This window comes from Actinophytocola sediminis, assembly GCF_054779715.1.
On sequence record NZ_BAAGXS010000018.1, the window covers coordinates 46,217 to 67,510 of the forward strand.

19 protein-coding genes are annotated in these 21,294 nt (G+C 71.5%); 8 read left to right on the forward strand and 11 right to left on the reverse strand.

Features of this window, described 5'->3' with window-relative positions; genetic code table 11:
- Positions 1-20: 20 nt before the first annotated feature.
- From ACYVIP_RS10550 to ACYVIP_RS10580, 7 genes are all read left to right on the forward strand, one after another.
- The gene (locus ACYVIP_RS10550; protein ID WP_460394661.1) at positions 21-1,751 is read left to right on the forward strand and encodes an ABC transporter substrate-binding protein; all 1,731 of its coding nucleotides are present in this window, start codon (positions 21-23) and stop codon (positions 1,749-1,751) included.
- Positions 1,752-1,821: 70 nt separating this feature from the next.
- Positions 1,822-2,811, forward strand: coding sequence for an ABC transporter permease (locus tag ACYVIP_RS10555; protein ID WP_460394663.1), 990 nt, complete (start codon positions 1,822-1,824; stop codon positions 2,809-2,811).
- Positions 2,811-3,743 (forward strand): ABC transporter permease, encoded by a 933-nt coding sequence (locus ACYVIP_RS10560; RefSeq protein WP_460394665.1) that lies wholly within the window; start codon positions 2,811-2,813, stop codon positions 3,741-3,743. Before ACYVIP_RS10555 ends, ACYVIP_RS10560 begins: the two co-directional genes overlap by 1 nt.
- A complete protein-coding gene (locus ACYVIP_RS10565; RefSeq protein WP_460394667.1) occupies positions 3,743-4,690 on the forward strand; it encodes an ABC transporter ATP-binding protein in 948 nt (315 codons plus the stop codon). Before ACYVIP_RS10560 ends, ACYVIP_RS10565 begins: the two co-directional genes overlap by 1 nt.
- Entirely contained in the window at positions 4,691-5,608 is a 918-nt protein-coding gene (locus tag ACYVIP_RS10570) for an ABC transporter ATP-binding protein (protein ID WP_460394669.1), read from the forward strand.
- A complete protein-coding gene (locus ACYVIP_RS10575; protein WP_460394671.1) occupies positions 5,605-6,627 on the forward strand; it encodes a LacI family DNA-binding transcriptional regulator in 1,023 nt (340 codons plus the stop codon). Before ACYVIP_RS10570 ends, ACYVIP_RS10575 begins: the two co-directional genes overlap by 4 nt.
- 152 nt (positions 6,628-6,779) lie before the next feature.
- Positions 6,780-7,418: a DsbA family oxidoreductase gene (locus ACYVIP_RS10580; protein WP_460395205.1), complete on the forward strand. Its 639-nt coding sequence runs from the start codon at positions 6,780-6,782 to the stop codon at positions 7,416-7,418.
- A 14-nt stretch (positions 7,419-7,432) separates the two neighbouring features.
- Here the strand turns inward: ACYVIP_RS10580 and ACYVIP_RS10585 are convergent, their stop codons facing one another.
- Both ACYVIP_RS10585 and ACYVIP_RS10590 read right to left on the reverse strand, forming a co-directional pair.
- Positions 7,433-8,389, reverse strand: a complete 957-nt coding sequence (locus ACYVIP_RS10585; protein WP_460394673.1) for an alpha/beta hydrolase — start codon at positions 8,387-8,389, stop codon at positions 7,433-7,435.
- Between the two features lie 88 nt (positions 8,390-8,477).
- Entirely contained in the window at positions 8,478-9,638 is a 1,161-nt protein-coding gene (locus ACYVIP_RS10590) for an NAD(P)/FAD-dependent oxidoreductase (protein ID WP_460394675.1), read from the reverse strand.
- Between the two features lie 96 nt (positions 9,639-9,734).
- Here ACYVIP_RS10590 and ACYVIP_RS10595 point away from each other — a divergent pair, with 96 nt between their 5' ends.
- The gene (locus tag ACYVIP_RS10595; RefSeq protein WP_460394677.1) at positions 9,735-10,751 is read left to right on the forward strand and encodes a 5-methyltetrahydropteroyltriglutamate--homocysteine methyltransferase; all 1,017 of its coding nucleotides are present in this window, start codon (positions 9,735-9,737) and stop codon (positions 10,749-10,751) included.
- A gap of 71 nt (positions 10,752-10,822) precedes the next feature.
- On the opposite strand, the gene ACYVIP_RS10600 is transcribed toward ACYVIP_RS10595, so the two are convergent.
- The 9 genes from ACYVIP_RS10600 to ACYVIP_RS10640 form a co-directional block, all read right to left on the reverse strand.
- Entirely contained in the window at positions 10,823-11,593 is a 771-nt protein-coding gene (locus tag ACYVIP_RS10600) for an MHYT domain-containing protein (RefSeq protein WP_460394679.1), read from the reverse strand.
- Positions 11,590-12,231 (reverse strand): GTP-binding protein, encoded by a 642-nt coding sequence (locus ACYVIP_RS10605; protein WP_460394681.1) that lies wholly within the window; start codon positions 12,229-12,231, stop codon positions 11,590-11,592. The genes ACYVIP_RS10600 and ACYVIP_RS10605 overlap by 4 nt, the downstream gene beginning before the upstream one ends.
- The gene (locus ACYVIP_RS10610; RefSeq protein ID WP_460394683.1) at positions 12,212-12,571 is read right to left on the reverse strand and encodes a DUF742 domain-containing protein; all 360 of its coding nucleotides are present in this window, start codon (positions 12,569-12,571) and stop codon (positions 12,212-12,214) included. Before ACYVIP_RS10610 ends, ACYVIP_RS10605 begins: the two co-directional genes overlap by 20 nt.
- A complete protein-coding gene (locus tag ACYVIP_RS10615; protein WP_460395207.1) occupies positions 12,568-12,981 on the reverse strand; it encodes a roadblock/LC7 domain-containing protein in 414 nt (137 codons plus the stop codon). The genes ACYVIP_RS10610 and ACYVIP_RS10615 overlap by 4 nt, the downstream gene beginning before the upstream one ends.
- Positions 12,982-13,045: 64 nt before the next feature.
- Positions 13,046-15,334, reverse strand: a complete 2,289-nt coding sequence (locus ACYVIP_RS10620) for a sensor histidine kinase (protein ID WP_460394685.1) — start codon at positions 15,332-15,334, stop codon at positions 13,046-13,048.
- Positions 15,335-15,515: 181 nt separating this feature from the next.
- Positions 15,516-16,349, reverse strand: coding sequence for a patatin-like phospholipase family protein (locus tag ACYVIP_RS10625; RefSeq protein ID WP_460394687.1), 834 nt, complete (start codon positions 16,347-16,349; stop codon positions 15,516-15,518).
- A gap of 124 nt (positions 16,350-16,473) precedes the next feature.
- Positions 16,474-17,658: an NAD(P)/FAD-dependent oxidoreductase gene (locus ACYVIP_RS10630; RefSeq protein ID WP_460394689.1), complete on the reverse strand. Its 1,185-nt coding sequence runs from the start codon at positions 17,656-17,658 to the stop codon at positions 16,474-16,476.
- Positions 17,646-20,630, reverse strand: a complete 2,985-nt coding sequence (locus ACYVIP_RS10635; RefSeq protein ID WP_460394691.1) for a LodA/GoxA family CTQ-dependent oxidase — start codon at positions 20,628-20,630, stop codon at positions 17,646-17,648. The genes ACYVIP_RS10630 and ACYVIP_RS10635 overlap by 13 nt, the downstream gene beginning before the upstream one ends.
- A 165-nt stretch (positions 20,631-20,795) precedes the next feature.
- On the reverse strand, positions 20,796-21,287 hold the full coding sequence (locus ACYVIP_RS10640) for a DUF742 domain-containing protein (protein ID WP_460394693.1): 492 nt from the start codon (positions 21,285-21,287) through the stop codon (positions 20,796-20,798).
- Positions 21,288-21,294: the final 7 nt, after the last annotated feature.

Consider the following 21,294-nt stretch of genomic DNA (forward strand, 5'->3'; position numbering starts at 1 on the left):
TCGAAGAAGGAGAGATCACGATGCGAAACCGGGTGAGGTTTCTGATCCTGCTCCTGTCGGCCGGCCTGATGGCTGGGGCCTGCACGGGCGCCGACGGTGCGAACGCCGGGGGTGATGCCGAGGGAGGCGGCAGCTATCCCAGGGCGGAAACCCTGTTCACCAGCGGAACCCAGTGGGGCCCACCGTCCAACTGGAACCCGGTCATGAACTGGGCCTACTCCACCGGCACGGTCGGGTTGGTCTACGAGACGCTGTTCCTCTACGACCCGCTCACCGACGAGTTCGAGCCGTGGCTCGCGGAGAAGGGCGACTGGACCAACGACAACACCTACGAGGTGACCCTGCGCGAGGGTCTCAAATGGAGTGACGGGAAGCCGATCACGGCCGAGGACGTGGTGTTCACCGTCGAGCTCGGCAACATGAAGTCGGTGCCCTACAACCCCATGATGGCGTTCCTGGACAGCGCGGAGGCCGTCGACGAGCGCACCGCCCGGTTCACCTTCTCCGAGCCGCGCTACCAGCAGTGGGCGAACTGGGTCTACTTCAACCCGATCGTGCCCAAGCACCTGTGGGAGGACAAGAACGAGAAGGACGTCACCGCGGGCGCCAACGAGAACCCGGTCGGCTCCGGTCCGTACAAGTACGAGACCCACGACCAGGACCGCCAGGTCTGGGTGAAGAACGAGGACTGGTGGGGCAAGGAGAAGCTCGACCTGGACGTCAAGCCGCGCTACATCGTGGACATCGTGAACTCGTCCAACGAGGCCGCGCTCGGCCAGCTGCTCGCCGGGAACATCGACCTGAGCAACAACTTCCTGCCCGGGATCGCGTCCCTGGTCAAGGGCGGCTACAAGCTGCAGACCTACTTCCCCGAGGCGCCGTACATGCTGGCCGCCAACACGACCTGGATGGTGCCCAACACCACCAGGGCGCCGTTGAACGACCCCGCGTTCCGCCGCGCGCTGGCCGCCTCGGTGGACACGAACAAGATCGTGAACTCGGTGTACGGGCAGATCGTGTCCGCCGCGAACCCGACCGGCCTGCTGCCCATCTGGGACAAGTACGTCGACCAGGGCACGGTCGACCAGCTCGGCTACTCGTTCAACACCGGCTCGGCCAAGCAGGCGCTCGCCGGCGCAGGCTACCGGGACACCAACGGCGACGGGTTGGTGGAGAACAAGGACGGCTCGCCGATCGCGCTCAAGCTCGCCACCCCGTCTGGCTGGACCGACTGGAACGAGGCCGCCAGGGTGATCACCGAGGGCGCCAAGGCCGCCGGCATCAACATCACCTCCGAGACCCCGGCCGACACCGTGGTGCAGGACATCCGGGAGACCGGCGATTTCGACCTGATCCTGAACAACGAGCGGCAGATGGACAACTCGCCGTGGCGCTACTACGAGTACATCTTCGGCCTGCCGGTCCAGGACCAGCAGACGACGGTCAACTTCGGCCGCTACGAGAACGAGCAGGCGTGGGACCTGGTCAACCAGCTCGACGCGACCAAGATCGACGACCAGGCGGGGATGAACGCCATCACTGCTCAGCTACAGCAAATCCAGCTGACCGAGATGCCGGTGATCCCCTTGTGGTACAACGGTTTGTGGTCCCAGTCGAGTAACTCGGTGTGGACCAACTGGCCATCGGCCAAGGAGGGCGCGCCCAGCTACGTGCCGACCATGTGGCGCGGCTACCTGCAGCGCGGCGCGATCAAGATGCTGACCGAGCTGCGGCCCGCCGAGCAGCAGTGACCACGCCGCTCCCGCCCGCCGGTCACCCCGGCCGGGCGGGAGCGGCCGCTGCCACGTCCAGGAGGGCCGGATGGGACGCTACTTCTCCCGCAAACTGCTGATCTACGCGCTCACGTTCGTCGTCGCGGTGACGATCAACTGGCTGATCCCGAGATTCATGCCGGGCGATCCGGTGCGCGCCATGGTCGCCCGCGCGGGGCTGCAGACCCCGGAAGGGGTGGCGGCGATGCGGGAGTACTACACGAGCCTGTTCGGCTTCGACGTGCCCGTCTGGCAGCAGTACCTGAACTTCTGGGCGGGGCTGTTCCGGGGCGACCTCGGGGTGAGCCTGTGGGCGTTCCCGCAGCCGGTCACCTCGATCATCATGGCCGCCGTGCCATACACCCTCGGCCTGCTGATCCCGGCGATCCTGCTGAGCTGGTGGGCCGGCAACAAGTTCGGCGCCTACGCCGCGCGCAAGAAGGTGTTGGACAACACGGTCCTGCCGATCTGGTACGTGCTGACCGCGACGCCCTACATGTGGCTGGCGATCCTGTTGGCCTGGGCGCTGGGCAAGGTCGCCGGGCTGTTCCCGGTCGGCCGCAGCTTCAGCGCGTCGCTGCGGCCGGAGTGGTCGTGGGTGTTCGTCACCGACCTGATCAGCCACTGGTTCCTGCCGTTCCTGTCGCTGTTCCTGGTGGCCTTCGGCGGCTGGGCGATCGGCATGCGCAACCTGATCATCTACGAGCTGGAGGCGGACTACTCGCACTACCTCGGCGCGCTCGGCGCGCCGACCAAGCTGGTGCGCCGCTACGCGTTCCGCAACGCCCTGCTGCCGCAGGTGACCGGGCTGGCGCTGCAGCTCGGGGTGATCGTCGGCGGCGCGGTGGTGACCGAGATCGTCTTCGACTACCGCGGCCTCGGGTACCTGGTACTGGAGGCGATCAAGACCAGCGACTTCTTCCTGCTGCAGGGCATCTTCCTGTTCATCGTGATCGGTGTGCTGGTGGCCAACTTCATCATCGACATCGTCTACGTCCTGGTCGACCCACGGACCAGAGCCGGCATGGGAGGCAGCTGATGAGTAGCGCGGCGGACGGGGCGCCGGAGCCGGTGTCCGGGCCAGAGCTCGCGGCGGTGCCCGGGGTGGCGGCCGTGCCCGGTGCGGGGGTGCGCCGGGAGGCGCTGTACTTCGCGCTGCGCAACCGAAAACTCGTCGGCGGCCTGGCCGTCGTGGTGGTGTTCCTCGGGCTCGCGATCATCGGGCCGTGGTTCGTGGTGGACGATCCGCTCGCCTATGTCGGGCCGCCTGCCGAAGGGCCGTCGGGGGCGTTCTGGCTGGGTACCACCACGTTCGGGCAGGACGTCTGGGCGCAGTTCCTGCACGGGCTGCGGGCGACGTTCCTGGTCGGCACGGTGGCCGCGCTGATCGCCGGGGTGATCGGCATGGTGATCGGGTTCACCGCGGGCTATCGGGGCGGGCTGGTCGACGAGGTGCTCAACATGCTCACCAACATCGTGTTGGTGCTGCCCGTGTTGGCGGTGCTGATCATCATCGCGGCCTACCTCGAGGTGCGCAACATCGAGATCCAGGCCGTGATCATCGGGCTGTTCTCCTGGCCGTGGGTGGCCCGCGCGGTCCGCGCGCAAACGTTCTCCCTGCGTACCAGGGAGTTCGTCGACCTGGCCAGGCTGTCCGGGATGCCGGCGCGGCGGATCATCTTCCGGGAGATCGCGCCGAACATGGCCTCCTACCTGTTCATGGTGTTCATCCTGCTGTTCGGCGGCTCGGTGCTGTTCGCCGCGACGCTGGACTTCATCGGCCTCGGGCCGACCGACGGCATCTCGCTTGGCCTGATGCTCAACCACGCCAAGCAGTGGAGCGCGATGAACCTGGGCATGTGGTGGTGGTTCATCCCGCCAGGGCTGGGCATCACCACGATCGTCGGCGCGCTGTACATCATGAACGTCGGTCTGGACGAGGTGTTCAACCCGAAGCTGCGGGAGATGTGATGCTGAAGGTGGACGATCTCCGGGTGTACTACCGGACCGTGCGCGGCGACGTGCAGGCGCTCGACGGCGTGAGCTTCTCGTTGGCGGACAAGGAGATCATGGGCCTGGTCGGCGAGTCCGGCTGCGGCAAGACCACGCTGGGCAAGAGCCTGGTCCGGCTGGACGGGCGGATGCGCCACGTCGGCGGCACCGCCGAGCTGGACGGCGAGGTGCTGCCGATCGCCGACGACGCGCGGATGAACGAGTTCCGGTTCAAGAAGGTCTCGGTCATCCCGCAGTACGCGATGAGCGCGCTGAACCCGACCAGGCGGATCGGCACCATGGTCAAGGAGCTGGTGGAGTCGCGCGGGATCAGGTTCGCCACCGTGCGGTCCGATCTGGACAGTCGGCTGGCGTTGGTCGGCCTCGACCAGGACGTGCTCGACCGGTTCCCGATCGAGCTGTCCGGCGGGATGAAGCAGCGGATGGTCATGGTGATCTCCACGCTGCTCAACCCGTCGCTGCTGGTGGCCGACGAGGTCACTTCCGCGCTGGACGTGTCCACCCAGCGCGCGGTGGCCACCGCGCTCGCCGGGTTCCGCGACCGCGAGCTGGTGCGCAGCATGGTCGTGATCACCCACGACGTGTCGCTGGTCTACCAGATCGCGGACACGATCATGGTGATGTACGCGGGCAAGCTGGCGGAGAAGGCGGCCACGGACGTGGTGGTCCAGCGGCCGAAACACCCCTACACCCGGCTGCTGATCTCCGCACTGCCCGAGGTCGGCGTCCGGTACGACGGCAAGCGGCTGGTCGGGATTCCCGGCAGCCCGCCGTCGCTTCGGCCGGCGCCGACCGGGTGCCGGTTCCGGGACCGCTGCCCGCTGGCGTTCGACAAGTGCGCCGAGGAGCCACCGTTCATCGAGGTCGAGCCCGGTCACTCGGTGGCGTGCTGGAAGGCGGCGTAAATGCTTAAGCTGGACGGGGTTTCCAAGACCTACAAGGTGGGTGCGTTCGCGCGCCAGGAACTGGCCGCGGTGCGCGATGTCAGCTTCGAGCTGCGGCCGGGCGAGGTGGTGTCGCTGATCGGCGAGAGCGGCAGCGGGAAGTCGACGATCGGCCGGATGATCCTGCGGCTGACCAGCACCACCAGCGGCACGATCACCTTCGGTGGCAAGGACATCGCCACCCTGCGGCGGGGCGCGCTCAAGGAGTACTACCGCGAGGCCCAGGGCGTGTTCCAGGACCCGTTCAGCACCTACAACCCGGTGTTCAAGGCCGACCGGGTACTTGCCATGATCCGCCAGGCCTACTTCCCCGACGTCACCGCGGCGGACTGGGACACCCGGGTGCACGACGCGCTCGCCGCGGTCAGCCTGAACCCGGACCTGGTACTCGACAAGTACCCCCATCAGCTCTCCGGCGGGCAGCTGCAGCGGCTGCTGATCGCCCGCGCGCTGCTGCTGGACATCAAGGTGCTGGTGGCCGACGAGGTGATCAGCATGCTCGACGCGTCCACCCGCATCGACGTGCTGAACCTGTTGGCGGACCTCAAGCAACGCGGCCTCGCGGTCCTGTTCATCACCCACGACCTCTCGCTCGGCAACTACCTCGCCGACCAGACGGTCATCCTGCGCCGAGGCTCCATTGTGGAGCGTGGGGCGACCGCCGAGGTGTTCGGCGACCCCGTGCACCCCTACACCAGGACGTTGCTCGCGTCGGTGCCAAGGCTGGGCGTCCGGTGGTCCGATGTGGACACCGAGCACGGCCCGTGCCGCTACCACGCGATCCACCCCGACGGCGGCCCGGCGCTCGCCGCGGTGTCCGACGACCACTTCGTGGCCTGTTTCGCGCTCAACGAGGACCGGAAATGCGGTGCGTCGTGACGAAACGAGTGACGATCGCCGATATCGCCGAGCGGGCCGGGCTGTCCAAGGGCGCGGTGTCCTACGCGCTCAACGGTCAGCCGGGCGTCTCGGAGGCGACTCGGCAACGGGTGCTGCGGATGGCGCTGGAGATGGGCTGGCATCCCAACAGCGCGGCCAAGGCGCTGTCCGGCGCGCGGGCGGGCGCGTTCGGTCTGGTCATGGCCCGCTCGCCGGCGACGCTGGGCATCGAGCCGTTCTTCATGAAGCTGATCTCCGGCATGGAGAGCGCGATGGCGGTGAGCCAGACCGCGTTGCTGCTCCAGGTGGTCGCCGACCACGACCTGGAGATCGCCACCTACCGCCGGTGGTGGGCCGAACGGCGGGTCGACGGCGTGTTCCTGCTCGACCTGCGCTGCGAGGACAAACGCGTCCCGGTGCTGGAGGAGCTGCGGCTGCCGGCGATGGTGGTCGGCGGCCCCGGCCACCACGGCAGCCTGCCCGGCGTGTGGATCGACGACGCGGGCGCGATGGTCGTGGTGATCGAGTACCTCGCGGCGCTGCGGCACCGCCGGATCGCCAGGGTGGCCGGGATGCCCGGCATGCTGCACACCGAACTGCGCACCCAGGCGTTCAACGAGGTCACCACCCGCATCGGCATCGAGGCGACCACGATCAGCACCGACTACACCCCCGACGAGGGCGCCCAGGCCACCCGCAGGCTGCTCAGCGCGGCGACCCCACCGACCGCGATCGTCTACGACAACGACGTGATGGCCGTGGCCGGCGTGTCGGTCGCCCACGAGATGGGCGTGGACGTGCCGGGGGAGCTGTCGATCATGGCGTGGGACGACTCGGTGCTGTGTGAGATCGTGCACCCCGCGCTGACCGCGGTCAGCCGGGACATCACCGCCTACGGCATGCACCTGGCCGAGCACCTGGTCGCGCTGCTGGACGGCCAGGAGGTGAGCGACTTCGAGAACGCGCCACCGCGTCTGGTGGTCCGCGGCAGTACCGCACGGCCCACCGCCGGCGCGTGACTACTGATCCTTGACCATGGTCGCGGTCACGCCCGCCTGGTGGTTCGTGGTGGCGCGGGGCGGCCTACTGTTGGGCGCGTGACTATGGTCGCGGTCACGTCCGCCTGGTGGTTCGTGGTGGCACGGGGCCGCCTACTGTTGAGCGCGTGACTATGGTCGTCGACGTGTGGTCGGACATCGTCTGCCCGTGGTGCTACATCGGCAAACGCCGCTTCGAGGCGGCGCTGGCCGAGTTCCCCCACCGCGGGGAGGTCGGGGTCCGCTGGCGAAGTTTCGAACTCGACCCGAACGCGCCCTCGGTGGGGGACCTGCCCGTTCCCGAGCGCCTGCAACGTGATCACGGCCTGAGCGCCGAACAGGTCGAGCAGATGTTCGCGCAGGTCACCGAGTTGGCCGCGGCCGAGGGCCTGGACTACCGGCTGGCCGAGGCCCGTCAGGTCAACTCCTTCCACCTGCACCGGCTGCTGCACCTGGCCGCCGAGCGGGAGGTCGGCGACGCCGTGCTGGAGGCGCTGATGCACGCCCAGCACTGCGCCGTCGCCGACCTGTCCGACCGGGAGACCCTGCTGTCGGTGACCGAGCCGGCCGGCCTGTCACCGGCGACGGTCACCGACCTGCTCGACGGGGACGACTACGCCGACGAGGTCCGCGCGGACGAGGACCTGGCCCGCCGTCTCGGGGTGACCGGGGTGCCGGCGTTCGTCTTCGCCGACCGGTACCTGGTGTCCGGCGCCCAGTCGGTCGAGGTCTTCACCGCGGCACTGAACCGAGCCTGGCAGGAAGCTGCCTAACACCAGGGTCCCGCCTAGCACCGGCCGTGGCACATGGCGCGTTCCAGCAGTGGGAACGAGTCGTGTAGCGCGCGCTCCCAGTACGGCCAGGCGTGCCGGCCGGCGCCGTAGAAGTCGGTCCGCAGCGGCACGTCGACCGCCCGCAGCCGGTCGGCCAGCGCCACCGTCTGCTCGCCGAGCAGCTGCTCCAACCCGTCTGGCTGCGCGTCCGGCGGGTCGAGCGGTCCTGGCTGGCCGTTGCCGGTCGACAGGTAGACCGGGGTGCCGCGCAGTCGCTTGGCCAGGTCGAACGGGTTGTGCGCGGCCCAGATCCGCGCGTCGGCGACCGGGTCGCCCCACAGCGCGTCCGGGTCGTGGCCCTGGCTCGCGATCAGGCCCTGGATCAGGTCGGTGCTCAGCGAGCCGCCGTAGGTCGGGTGCACCACGCCGCTGTAGGAGGCGGCGGCTTTGAAGAACCCGGGGTGGCGGGCGGCGTAGGACAGGGCGCCGAAGCCGCCCATCGACAGGCCGGCGACCGCCCGGTCATCGCCGGACCGGTACCGCCGTTCCAGCAGTGTGCGCAGCTCGGTGAGGTGGAAGGTCTCCCAGGCCGGGCCGACCCGCCAGTCCGAGTAGAACCCGGCCGGTCCCGCCTCGGGCATCACGATCAGCATGTCGGTGCGCGCGGTCAGCTCCTCGACGTCGGTCTTGTCCGTCCAGGAGCGGTAGCCGGTGTCGCCGTCGCAGCAGCCGTGCAGCAGGTAGAGCGTCGGCCACTCGCGGCGGGGGGAGCGGTCCCAGTTCCTCGGCAGCAGCACGCGGACGCCGATGTCGTGGCCGACGGCCGTCGATCTCACGGTCAGCTCGACCAGTCGTTCGCTGAGTTGCTCCTCGTGCACGACCCACGCGCCGCCGCGGGTCGCCGACGCGGGTTGGGTGAGCACCAGACTGAACAGGAGCACCAGGGTGAGCAGAAGTCCCCGGAATCGCATGCCTGACCTCCATTGGCCGGTTGTCGACACCCATCGTGCGCACCTGATCGCCGCCTGTCCACAGGTCAGGAGCGTTGGACTCGCGGGTTCAGGGGACGGGGGTGCCGATCAGGCGGCGGGTTTTGGCCAGGGGGCCGGGCATGCCGATGGCGGCGGTGGCGGTGATGATGCCGGCGCGGTGGTAGTGCGCGAGGAACTTGCCGGACTCCAGGGAGCCGGCGGCGATGGTGAACTCGTCGGTCGGCGATGGCAGGCCGAGGGCCTGCAGGCGCAGGCCGTACTGGTCGGTCCAGAAGTACGGGACGGCGGTCAGCGGCTTGGGCTCGTCGGCCAGCAGGTTGGCGGCGACCGCGTTGGCGGAGTCGATCGCGCCGGTCCAGTGCTCGAAGCGCACCGTGCCGGCCGTCCACGGGTGCGGCAGGCGGGCCACGTCGCCCACCGCGTACACCCTGGGCACCGACGTGGCGCCCGTGCGGTCGCACATCACGCCGTCCTCCAGCGCGATGCCGGAGTGGGCCAGCCATTCGGTGTTGGGCGCCGAGCCGACGGCGACCACCACCACGTCGGCCGGGAGCACGGTGCCGTCGGCCAGTTCGACGCCGGCCACCCGGCCGTCGCCCTTGAGCGCGGTCACCTCGGTCTGGCACAGCACCCGCACGCCCGCGGCCCGGTGCAGGCCGGCCACGTGCGCGCCGAGGCCGGTGCCGAGCACCGGGGCCAGCGGCTGGTCCAGCCGCTCCACCAACGTGACGTCCTTGCCGAGGCCGCGCGCGGTCGCGGCCACCTCACAGCCGAGCACGCCGGCGCCGATGACCACCAGGTTGCGCGCCTCCGCCAGCTCGGCGCGCAGCGCGACGCAGTGCTCCCAGTCGCGCAGCGCGTGCACCCCGGCCCACGACGTGAACAGCGCCGGCAGCTTGGGCCGCACCCCGGTGGCGATCACCAGCCGGTCGTAGCCGACCGCGTCCTGGCCGAGCAGCAGCCGGGTGCCGGCGACGTCGACGCCGGTGGCCCGCGCGCCAAGCCGCAGGTCCAGCTCCAGCGCCGCGTAGTCCTCCGTGCGCAGCGGCGGCCGGTCGGCGGCCGCGTCGGCCAGTACCGCCTTGGACAGTGGCGGCCGGTCGTATGGCAGGTGTTTCTCCGCGCCGACCAGGGTGATCGGGTCGGTGTGGCCGAGGTGGCGCAGGCGCTCCGCGGTCCGTAGTCCAGCCAGTCCGGCGCCCGCGATGACGACTCGTCCGATGCCCATCCGTCCATGCTGCCCGGCCGGCGCGGGTCAGCCAACCCCGCTCACCCGATCTCCAGCCGGTTGCCCAGGCGGTCGCGAGGTCAGAGGATGGCGTCCATGATCCCCACCTCGCTCGTTGGCAGCTATGCCCAACCCGACTGGCTGATCGACCGTTCCCGGCTCGCCGACAGGTTCCCGCCGAGGGTGCGCGCCAGGGAGCTGTGGCGGGTCGCGCCCGAGTTCCTCGCCCAGGCCCAGGACGACGCCACCGTGCTGGCGATCCGTGAGCAGGAGCAGGCCGGCCTGGACATCCTGACCGACGGCGAGATCCGCCGGGAGAGCTACTCCAACCACTTCGCCACCGCGCTGGAGGGTGTCGACCTGGACAACCCGGGCACCGCGCTGGACCGTAGCGGCCACCCGAACCCGGTGCCGCGCATCGTCGGCCCGATCCGCCGGCCGAAGCCGGTGCAGGTCGCCGACCTGGAGTTCCTGCGCGCCAATACCGATTACCCGGTCAAGATCACCGTGCCCGGCCCGTTCACCATGAGCCAGCAGGCGCAGAACGACCACTACCCGGACCTCGAGTCGGCGGCCATGGACTACGCCGCCGCGGTGAACGCCGAGATCATCGACCTGTTCGCGGCCGGCGCGGACATCGTGCAGATCGACGAGCCGTACCTGCAGGCCCGGCCGGAGGCGGCCAGGGCGTACGGCGTCGCGGCGCTCAACGCCGCGCTGGCCGGGGTCAGCGGCACCACGGCCGTGCACATCTGCTTCGGCTATGCGGCGATCATCCACGAACGGCCGGCCGGCTACTCGTTCCTCGCCGAGCTGGCGGCCACCACCGCCGCGCAGGTGTCCATCGAGACCGCGCAGTCCAAGCTGGACCTCGGCGTGCTGGCCGACCTGTCCGACAAGACGATCATCCTGGGCGTGCTCGACCTGTCCGACCACAGCGTCGAGTCCGCCGAGACCGTCGCCGCGCGGGCCCGCCGCGCGCTGGCCCACCTGCCCGCCGAACAGCTCGTCCTCGCGTCGGACTGCGGCATGAAGTACCTGCCGAGGGCGTCGGCCGCCGGCAAGCTACGCGCGCTGGCCGGTGGCGCCGCGATCCTGCGCGCCGAGCTGTAGCGCCCTGAATGGGGCATTGGTGACGTTCACCGTCCCGAATGGGGCATTCAGGGCAGTCGGCCCGGTGCGGGTCAGGCCGGGACCTGGAGGGCCGGCGGCTTGGCCGGCTCGGCGGGTTGGCGTGCCGGGGCCATCAGCACCGCGCTGATCGGCACCGCCAGCGCCGCCGCGCCGAGCACGAACACCGGGAACAGGAAGCCGAACACCTCCACGCCGGCCGGGTCCGGCGCGCCGGCGTCCATGGTGACCCGGACCGCGGCCATGCCGGTGTAGTGCATGCCGGTGACCGCCACGCCCATGATCAGCCCGGCGGCCACCTGCAGCGAGAGCCGGTTGACCACGGCGGTGAACAGCAGGGCAGCGGTCGCCGCCACGACCGCGATCACGATCGACAGCACGACCAGGCCGGCGTCGTAGCCGATGGTGCCCTTGATCCGCAGCGCCCACATGCCGGAGTAGTGCATGACGTTCACCGCGAGCCCGGTGATCAGCCCGCCGGCCAGCAGCCGCCACCGGGAGAACCCCCGGCGCACCCCGAAGACCATCAGGCCGATGAACACCGCGCCGATCGCCAGCACCGCGGAGAACACCGTGCGCAGGATGTCGTAGCGCACCGGCATTCCCGGCGTGGCGAAGCCGAGCATGGCGATGAAGTGCATGAGCCAGATGCCGACCCCGCCGATGGACACCGCGGCCAGCGCGAACCACCCCAGCCGGGCGCGGCCGGTGGTGTACCGCGCCTGCCGGGTGCAGGCGAGCCCGACGATGGAGCCCACGACGGAGGTGGCGTAGGCGAAGAACAGCAACCAGCTGCCCATGGTGAAGTGTTCGACGTGGTTCACGGCTGGCTCCGCTCGACCGGTCGGGGGCGCATGGGCCGCTTGGGCAGCCCGGGCGCGGGGATGGACGGCGCCAACCGGGACAGTGCGTGCTCACTGGCCGCGATGAGCACCTGCTTGGCGGATTCGGTCGAGCGCGCGTCGCACGGCATGATCGCCACGTCGGCCGGCAGCGCGAGCGCCTCCCGGACGTCGGGCACGCTGTGCTGCTGCTCGCCGTGGAACTGGTTGAGCGCCACCAGGAACGGGATGCCCCTGGACTCGAAGTAGTCGATGGACGGGAAACAGTCCGCGAGCCTGCGGGTGTCCGCGAGCACCACGGCCACGATCGCGCCCTGCACGATGTCGTCCCACATGAACCAGAACCGGTGCTGGCCCGGTGTGCCGAACACGTACAGCACCAGGTCCTCGGCCAGGGTGATCCGGCCGAAGTCCATCGCGACCGTGGTCGAGATCTTGCCGGTGCCCGGTCGCAGTTCGTCCACCCCGACACTGGCCTTGGTCATCAGCGCCTCGGTGCGCAGCGGCACGATCTCCGAGGTCGCGCCGACGAACGTGGTCTTGCCAACTCCGAAGCCACCGGCGACGACGATCTTGGCTGAGGTGATCCGCGGTGCGCGGCTACTGTGCGCGAAGTCCACTGAGGACCCTCTCGATCAGTTCACGGCGCACGTCCGCGCCTGCGTCCTTGGTCAGCGTCGCCTGGACGTGCACCAGGTCCTCGCCGAGCAGATCGGCGACCAGCACCCTGGCCACCCCGAGCGGCACCTGGAGGTGGGCGGCGATCTCGGCGACCGAGCGCGGTTGGAAGCACAGCTGGGTCACTGTCCACAGTGCACTCGCGCGGCGTTCCGGCAGCGCGGCGCCCTTGTCCGTGGTCACCACCCTGGCCTCGACGGGCAGGTCGACGCTCGGCTCGGTGCGGCCCTCGGTCCAGGAGTACGGCCGGGCGAGCGCCGGCCCGGCCTCGTCGTCGGTCATGGCATGGAATGGGATCCGCGGACCGGCGTCTCGACCATGCGTCCGACCCGGTCGACGAGCAGCGTCATCTCGTAGCCGACCAACCCGATGTCGCACTTGGGTGAGGCGAGCACCGCGAGATGCGAGCCGTCGCCGACGCTCATCAGCAGCATGAAGCCGCCCTCCATCTCGATCACCGACTGCACCACCCTGCCCGCGGTGAACAGGTGCGCCGCGCCGACGGTGAGGCTGGTGAGCCCGGCGGTCAGCGCCGACATCTGGTCGGCCCGGTCGCGGGGCAGCCCGTCGCTGGCGGCGACCAGCAGCCCGTCGGCCGAGACCAGCACGGCGTGCGTGACCCCGGGAACCTCCTGGGTGAACGCGGACACCAGCCAGCCGAGCGACGGCTCGGTCGCGGTGCTTTCGGTCATCATCGATTCCCTCCCTCTACTTCGGACAGCGCGCCCATCGCTGTCGTTCCCCGAACTCGTGTGGTCAGCCTTGGTCCGGCGACTGGCCGGAGTCGAGTTCCGGCCGGCCGCGCCGGGCGGCCTGCATACCGCTGTAGTGCCGCGAGAGGTTGTTGCGGATGGCTTCCGGGTCGCGGAACTCGACCTGGCGCTCGGCGGGCGGCGGTGCCGTTCGTTCTGGTGCCGTCCGTTCGGGTTCTGGCGGGGCATGTGCGCGCGGCCTGCGTTGTGGCAGGCCGGCCGAGGTCGTGCTCGGTGGCGCCGGGGTGTCGGCCACCGGCCACACCGGTCGCTCCGGTTCGGTCGCCTCGACCACCGGGGCGAACCAGTCCAGCGAGTGCCCGTTGGTCGCCGGCTCCGGCGGCGGGGGGACGGGCGCGCCGGCACTGGCCATCGCCGGTGTCATCGCCGGTGTCAGGTGGGCCACCCGCACGGTGGCGGGGGTGCCGTCGGCGATCACCAGCGCGCCGGGGATGTGCACGCTCGCGGTCACCCCGGCCTGGCTCGACGAGTCGTGGCTCGGGCGCAGCCGGACGGTGATGCCATGCCGCCCGGCCAGCTGGCTGACCACGAACAGGCCCATCCGCCGGGTGGTCTCCGGGTCGACCGCGTCCGGAGTGGACAGTCGGTCGTTGGCCGCGGCGAGGTCGTCTGGCGCCATGCCGAGGCCGCCGTCGACCACCTCGAACAGCAGCCCGCCGTGGCTGCCCCGGTCGGCGGTGAGCATCACCTTGCGGTCCGGCGGGGAGAACCGGGTCGCGTTCTCCAGCAGCTCGGCCAGGATGTGCACCACGTCGGCGGCCGCGGTCGCGCGCACCGACCCGCTCGGCGCGTGGCCGAGGGAGACCCGTTGGTAGTCGGTGATCTCCGAGGTCGCCGCGCGCAGCACCTCGACCACGCCGACCGGCCTGTTCCCGCGCCGGGGCGGGGTGCCGCCGGCGAGCACCTGGAGGTTCTCGCCGTTGCGGCGCAGGCGGGTGGCGAGGTGGTCGAGCCGGAACAGGCCGGCCAGCCGCTGGGGGTCCTGCTCGTCGGACTCCAGCTCCTCGATCACCCCGAGCTGCAGCTCGACCAGCGACTGGCTGCGCCGGGACAGCGTCATGAACATGTCGCTGACCTGTAGCCGCAACTCGGCCTGCTCGCCGGCGAGGCGAACGGCCTGGCGGTGCATGTCGTCGAACGCGCGCGCGAGCTGGCCGATCTCCTCCTCGGTGTGCACCGGCACCGGCTCGACCGACCGGTAGTCCACCAGCTCGCCAGCGCGCACCCGTTCCACGGTGCTCGGCAGCTGCTCGTTGGCCGCGTGCAGCGCGGCCGACCGCAGCCGGTGCAGCGGCGAGAGCAGCGAGCGGGCCACGGCCAGCGCGATCGCCAGCGCGGCGAGCAGCGCGCCGAGCACGACGGCCGAGTCCCGCAGCGCGGTGGCCCGCGCCTCGTTCGTCCTGGCCGAGACGGTGTTGGACAGGTCGGTGAACACGCCGTCCAGCAACGCCGCCAGCCCTTCGGACGTGGTGTCCAGGCCGAGCAGCAGGGTGGGCAGCGGGTCGCCGCCCCGGCCGGCGACGGCCGTGCGCAGGACGGCCTGGCGCTGGGTCACGGTCAGGGTCGCGTCGTCGAGCCGGGCGGCCTCGGCGGCCGGCAGCTCGGTGCGCAGCTGTTGGCCGAGCACGACCTCCTCGGTGACCGCCTCCTGCGCGGCGGCGATCATCGCGCCGCGCCGCGCGCCGTCCACCCCGGAGCGGATCAGCGCGGTCTCGGTGGCCAGCGTGGCGCGCAGCAGCGACAGGGACCGCACCGCGGTGGCCCGGTCGTCGAGATCCTCGTTGCGGGCCAACGAGACCACGCTCGGGATCAGGTCGGCCAGGGAGGTCAGCACCTCGCGATAGCCCGCGGTCACCGCGACCGGGTCGTCGCCGGGCAGTGCCCGCAGCGTGTCCAGCCGGGCGAGCGTGTCCCGCAGCCGGTTGTCCACCGCGGTTGGCAGGCCGGCGAAGTCCGCGGCCGCCCTGACCGAGGTGACCTGCTCGTCGACCCGCTCGACGCGGTTGGCCAGGTTGTCCCCGGCGCCGCCGGCCGCCGCGCTCACCATCTCCTCGGCGACCAGGTCGGCCAGCGTGACCGACTCGGTCAACACGGCGAGTTGGTCACGGACCGTGCTCAACCCGTTCGCGTTCGATAGCTGCCCCTCGACCCGGACGCCACCGAGCACCAGTGCCACCGCGGCTGGCACGACCAGCACGACGGCCACCTTGGTGCGCAGCGTCCACCCGGAGACCCGCCATCGTGCGGCGTCCCGTCGATCTGACTCCGACACAGCGCTCCCACCCACCCACACCGGAAAATGGAACCCGTGCCCCGCGCCCAAGACGGAGCGCGCGAATTCGGTCGCGCGGATTCATCGGCGATGAAAGTCGACGGAAACGGAAAAGTCAAGTAACCAGACGCCACCGACACACAGTTGTGCAAATGGCGGAATGGTGCGATGGGCTATTCGGTCATTTCCATACGGAGCGAATTCGGTCGAGTACGGATTCGGACTGAACGATGCCCGCGCGCGCGGCGGCGGCCCGCTTGGCCGGGTCCAGCACGTTGCGGCCGATCGCCCGCAGCGCGGCCCGGTCCGGGCTCACCAACTCGACCAGCGACCGCGCGCGCAGCGCCTCGACCTGAGTGGCCGCCGGGGTCATCTGGCCAAGCCCTCGGGGCAGCGGCGAGAGCACGACCACCCGGTCGTAGCCGGCGGCCAGGTCGGCGTTGGTGCCCGAGCGCATGCCGCCGTCGATGTAGCGGCGGCCCCCGATGGTGACCGGTGGCCACACGCCGGGTACCGCACAGCTCGCGGCCACGGCCAGCGCGAGCGGCACGCCGGCGGTCCGGTCGAAGGTGACGAACTCGCCCGATCCGGCGTCCACGGCGGTGATCAGCAGCGACCGGTCCGGCCATTCGGGCACCGGCAGCCGCGACTCGATCACCGCGATCCGGTCGGCCTCCGGTCCGGTGGCCGCGCGCATGGCCAGCCGGCCGAGCCTGGCGCGGACCAGCTTCGGGTCGCGTGGGCCGATCATGGCCAGCGCGTAGCGGGCCATCATCACCGGGCCGAGGGCGGCGCCGACCTCGTGGTCGGGTGGCGTGAGCTGGCTGGCGTACCGGTCATCGAGGTCGAGCCCGGCCGCGACCTGCGCGCCGACCACCGAACCGGCGGAGGTGCCGACCACCAGGTCGGCGTCGCTCAGGTCGACGCCCGCCCTGGCCAGGCCGGCCAACATGCCCCACTCCCAGGCGATCCCGGTGATCCCGCCTCCGCCGAGGACAAGCGCGCGCCGTGTCATGCGTTCATCATGCCGCCGGTCGGCCTCACCCGGCAGGGTGATTCGTTCGGGGACTTCGTTCGCGAAAGCACCCGATTCGGGCGAAAACAAACATAGGCCGGATGCGTAACGTTTCGGTGGCCCGTTACGAGGCCGCCAGGAATGGTTTAGCGAATGCCGTCCTGCGCGTCCAGAACGGGGTGGCGAACCGGCGTTCGCGCGCGTATAGCCGGGCGCGCTCGGTCAGGTAGGCGGTGCACTCCTCGTTGCGCGCGGACTCGTGTCCGGCGAGCAGCGCGGCGGCGTCGGCCGGCCGGTCGAGCAGCCGGGTCGCGAGCGCGACGCCGGCGGCCGCGGAGCGCAGCGCCCGCACCATCCCACTGCCGGTGACGGGGTCGACGGCCAACGCGGCATCCCCGATCGCCAACCACGGACGGTGATCACCAACGCGAACCAACCGGTGACTAGTGGCCGGAACCACCGCGGGTGCGGATGCCCTGAATGAGGCATTCAGGGCGTTGAGCGTCCCGAATGCCTCATTCAGGGCGTTGCCGGGGGGCGGGGCGGGGCGTCCCGCCGCCAGCGAACGGGCCGCGGTGGCCGGCGCGGCGGCCAGACGCTGGGGCAGCCGGGTGCGCAGGCCGGTGCGGCGGCACAGGTCGGCGTCGGTCAGCAGTACCGCCACCAGCGCGCCCGCCGGTAGCGGGGCGGAGTACCACCAGCCGTCCGGCGCGGTCTCGACGAGCAGGTAGCCCTCGCGCCGCACGTCGGCCGGCCAGGTCGTGGCCAGCGCGGTGAGCCGGTCGAACGCGATCCGCTCTGCGCCGAGCGCCCGGCCGACGCCCGCGCGCCGGCCGGTGGCGTCGATCAGCACCCGGCAGGCGACCTCGCCGGTTGACGTGGTGACCCGCCACCGGGTGCCGTCGTGGTCGGCGACCACCGCCGTCGCGCGGCACGGGGTCACGCCCGCGTCGAGGGCCGCCTCGACCAGCATCCGGTCCACCGCCGCCCGGTCGACATGCCAGCCGGGGCCGTACGGACCGCCAAGGTGCGAGTGCTCGACCGGCTCCCGGTCGCCCCACACGCTGCGGGTGCCCGCCGAGGGCAGCGAGCCGAGCGCGGCGAACCGCGCCCACACCCCCAACTCGGCCAACAGCGGGCGCACCGTGGGGGCCAGCGTCTCGCCGGGTCGGGGCGCGGCCCGGCCGGGATCGACCAGCAGCACGGAGAACCCGGCGGTGGCCAGTCCCCGCGCGGCCGCCGCCCCCGCCGGCCCGCCACCGGCGATCACCACGTCGTGGTGCTGTTCGGCCTGGCTCACTGGTGCCATACCGGGACGGTGAGGGTGCGTTCCCTGCGGAACGGGAGTGCGCGCCGGGTGCGGCCGCGACAGCGGACCCTGGCCAGGTACACCCCGGCGGTCCCGGTCGGGAACGTCGTGGTGAACCTGGCCCCGGCGCGCGGTTCGAGCGGGGTCGAGGTGACCGTGCCGTCAGGCGCGGTGAGTTCCAGCCACACGAACGGTTCCCCGCCGACCGGCAGCCCGGACTCGGTCAGCGTCGCGGTCACGGTCACCGCCGACCCCGGCTCGGTCGACGCCGGCCGCGCCGCCGCGCGCAACGACACGGCCGAGTACGCGTGCACCGCCACCGTGTACGGCAGCGCGGCGCCGGTCCCGGTGCTCGAGGCCGCCAGGATGGACCGGTCCACGCCGTCGTCGTCCTCGCCCGGTTCGAGCCTCGGCTCGCCGGGGGTCAGCAGCACGTGCCAGGCGCCTGCCTGGTCGAACCGCGCGGTGCGCAGCTGTGCGGGCAGCGCCAGCCGGAAGTACGCGAGCCCGACGCCGAGCTCGAAGCGCATCGCCGGCTCCGCGCGCGCCCGCCACGGCTCCAGCAGCAGCCCGTTGGGCGTGCGCAGCCGGAAGTCGATCTCCGCCGGCCGCTCGGTGAGCAGGATGACCTCGATCGCGGCGTCGGTGTCGCACAGCTGGAACGGGAGCTGGTGCACCGCGCCCGCCGCCACCGCGCCCGCGAGCTCGGTCACCACCTCGGTGCCGGTGACCGCCGACAGCACCGTCAGCGCGGCCAGCGGCGCCGTGGCGTGCGCCTGCCCGGTCACCGCCAGCACGCCGCCGGTGTTGCCGGTGACCGCCCGCAACGCCGGCACACTCAGCTGCTGGGGCGCGCCGATGCCCACCGCGTGCGTGCGCACATCCAGCTCGGCGGCCACCTCGGCCAGCGGGCGCGCCTGGTTCTCCCGCGTGCCGCAGACCACCACGATCGCCCGGTTCGCGAACGGCGCGGCGGTGGTCAGCTCCTGGCCGCGCGCGAGCCCCGCCCCGATCGAGGTCTCGTCGCCAGGAGTGCGCCCGTCGATCAGCTCATGGATCGCGGCGCGGCTCGGCCCGCCATCGCCGAGCACCCGCGCGTCCTGGTCGTCCCCCACGATGCCCAGGCCGTCGCCGGGTGGCAGCAGGTCGGTCAGTAGGTGCGCGACCTGCCGCAGCGCCGCCTGCCGGGTACCCGCGCCCATGGGCGCCGATCCGTCGAGCACCAGCGCGGTCGCGGTGGCCGGCCTGGCCACGGTGTTGCCGTCCACGGTGATCTGCCAGGTCTGCCCGGACACCGGTTCGCGGACGGTCAGCGTCTGGGTCGGCAGCGCGGCGGCTTCCGTGCCGGTGCGGTAGACCAGCCACAGCCGCGCGGTCGCCACCTCGTTGGGCGCGGTCGGCCCGACGGTCGCCGAGATGCTCGCGGCGACCAGCTGGGCGTTGGCCGGCGACCCGCCCGGCGCGTACTCGACGGTCAGCTCGGCGCTGGGGGAGATGACCTCGAACTCGATCGCCAACGCCTGTTCGCCGACCGCGCCGAGCGGGCCGAGCGGCACGTCGGTGAACGACAGGTGCGGGGTGCGCAGGGCGACCGACGCCTCGTCGCAGTGGTCGACCTCGACGTGGTCGTCGCCGTCGCGCACCACGAAGCCGAGCCGGTGCCAGTTGGCGACCATGTCCTCCTGGCTGCCGATGTCGCGGTCCCAGCGGACCGCGATGCCGCTGCCGGCCTCGGTGAGCACGTCGTTGGGCCGGGGGACCGGCCACCAGTTGTCCGCGCAGGCGTTGAAGTCCGCCTGCCACGGCAGCGCGAGCGCGGCGCTGAGCGCGCCGGGCGCGAGGCCGGCCGCCAGCCGGAACGGCTCGGCGTAGGCGGCCTCCAGGATCGGCACCCCGGTGGCCGGCAGGCCACCCGCCTCGATCCCGGGGAAGAACGCGCCGCCGACACACGCCTCGAGCGCTGCCCGGTCCAGCCCGTCGGGGGTGATCTCGGTGGCCGGGGCCGGTTCCCCCGCCCAGTCGGCGGTGTAGTCGCCCTTTTGCCAGCGCAGCAGGTGCGCGTGCTGTACGGCGGTCAGCGCCGAGTCCTCACCGCGCAGGTCGGGCATGTCGCCCTTCGGGCGCAGCCGCGCGCAGATGGCGTCGATCAGCGCCTGCTCGGTCACCGGCGCCGGCCAGTTGTGCGCGCGCAGGACGGCCTCCACCCAGCGCATGTCCCTGGCCCGGCGCAGGATCGGGTGGACGTCGGCGGTGTAGGACGTGGTGGTCGGCGCCGCCAGCAGGCCGAGCTCGACCATCCGCTGCCGTAGCCGGTCCCACAGCGTGGTGGTGCTGTCCAGCCCCGGCGCGAACTTCGGCGGTCCGACGATCGCCCACGCCGGGGCGACCGGTGGGGTCTCGCCGCTGTCGCGCAGCACGATCGTCGCGCTCACCTGACCGTCGGACACGTCGTCGTACCAGCCGGGGTTGGCCCAGAAGTTGACGATCGCCCGGCCAACCGGGGAGGCCGCCCGCCCGTGCCCGCCGAGAACCAGCAGCCGGCCGGCGTCGTCGGTGCGCACCTCGCCGAGCGGCACGGTCGTCCTCGGCGCGCCGGCGAAGGCGATCGTGCCGCCGGTCAGCTCGGCGTGGCCGCCCGGCCCGCTGACGGTCCGCGCGCCGGGGTCGATGACCAGGTCGGCAGCCGGCTCGGGGTTGCCCCGGTTGACGAATGCGGCCTTGCTGTTGGCCAGGTGCACGGTCCAGCTGATCCGCGCGTCGGCGTCGGTGACCTCGGTGACGCTGCCGTCGTCGTGATGGGCGAAGATCCGGAACCGGGCGGCCTGCCGCTTGACCCGGCACTGGTCGTCCTTGAACCCGCCGGCCGGCTCCGGTCGTTCACCGATCCGCTCCGGGCCGACGAAGAACTCCGCCGGACTGTCCCCGACCCGGGCGATCCCGATCGCGGGGTGCACCTTGTACGTGGTCGCCATACCAGACAAGGAGTGCGCCGCCGGCCCACCGATACATGCCAGTTCTGTATATGCCGGTCCTGTAAATGCCAGTCCTGGTAGCGCGGTATCAGCCCCGTAGGTCAGTTCGCGCTGCACTCGGTGCTGTCGAGGAGTGTGTTGCCGGTCTACCGATATATCCCAGTATCAGCCGCGTAGGTTGGTCAGCCCGCGCAGCACCCGGTGCAGCAGCTCGATGTTCTGCTCGTCGTCGAGCCCGGCGCCGGTCTCGTGCACGTCCACCAACCCGAGCGCGGCCATGTCCGCGAGCAGTACCCGCACCACGCCCAGTGGCAGCGACAGCAGCGCCGCGATCTCGGCCACCGACCTGGACCGCCGGCACAGCCGGGCGACCGCCTGGTGTTCGCTGCGCAACCCGTCGACGACCGACTCCGCCCTGGACGTGGTGGACACCAGGGTCTCGATCTCCAGCTTGGTGTTCGGCCTGGTCCGGCCGCCGGTCCAGGCGTAGGCGCGGACCATGGCCGCGGTCTCGGTCACCGGCTGGTCCACCGGCGGCGGCCGGGCACTGGGCGGTGCGGGCGGTTCCTGGTCGGCGGCCGGTCGTGGCCGTCTGGATCGGGTGAGCCCGTTGAGCACGTCGGCGAAGGTCTGCTCCGCCGGCTCCTGCGCACTCATGCCGGTC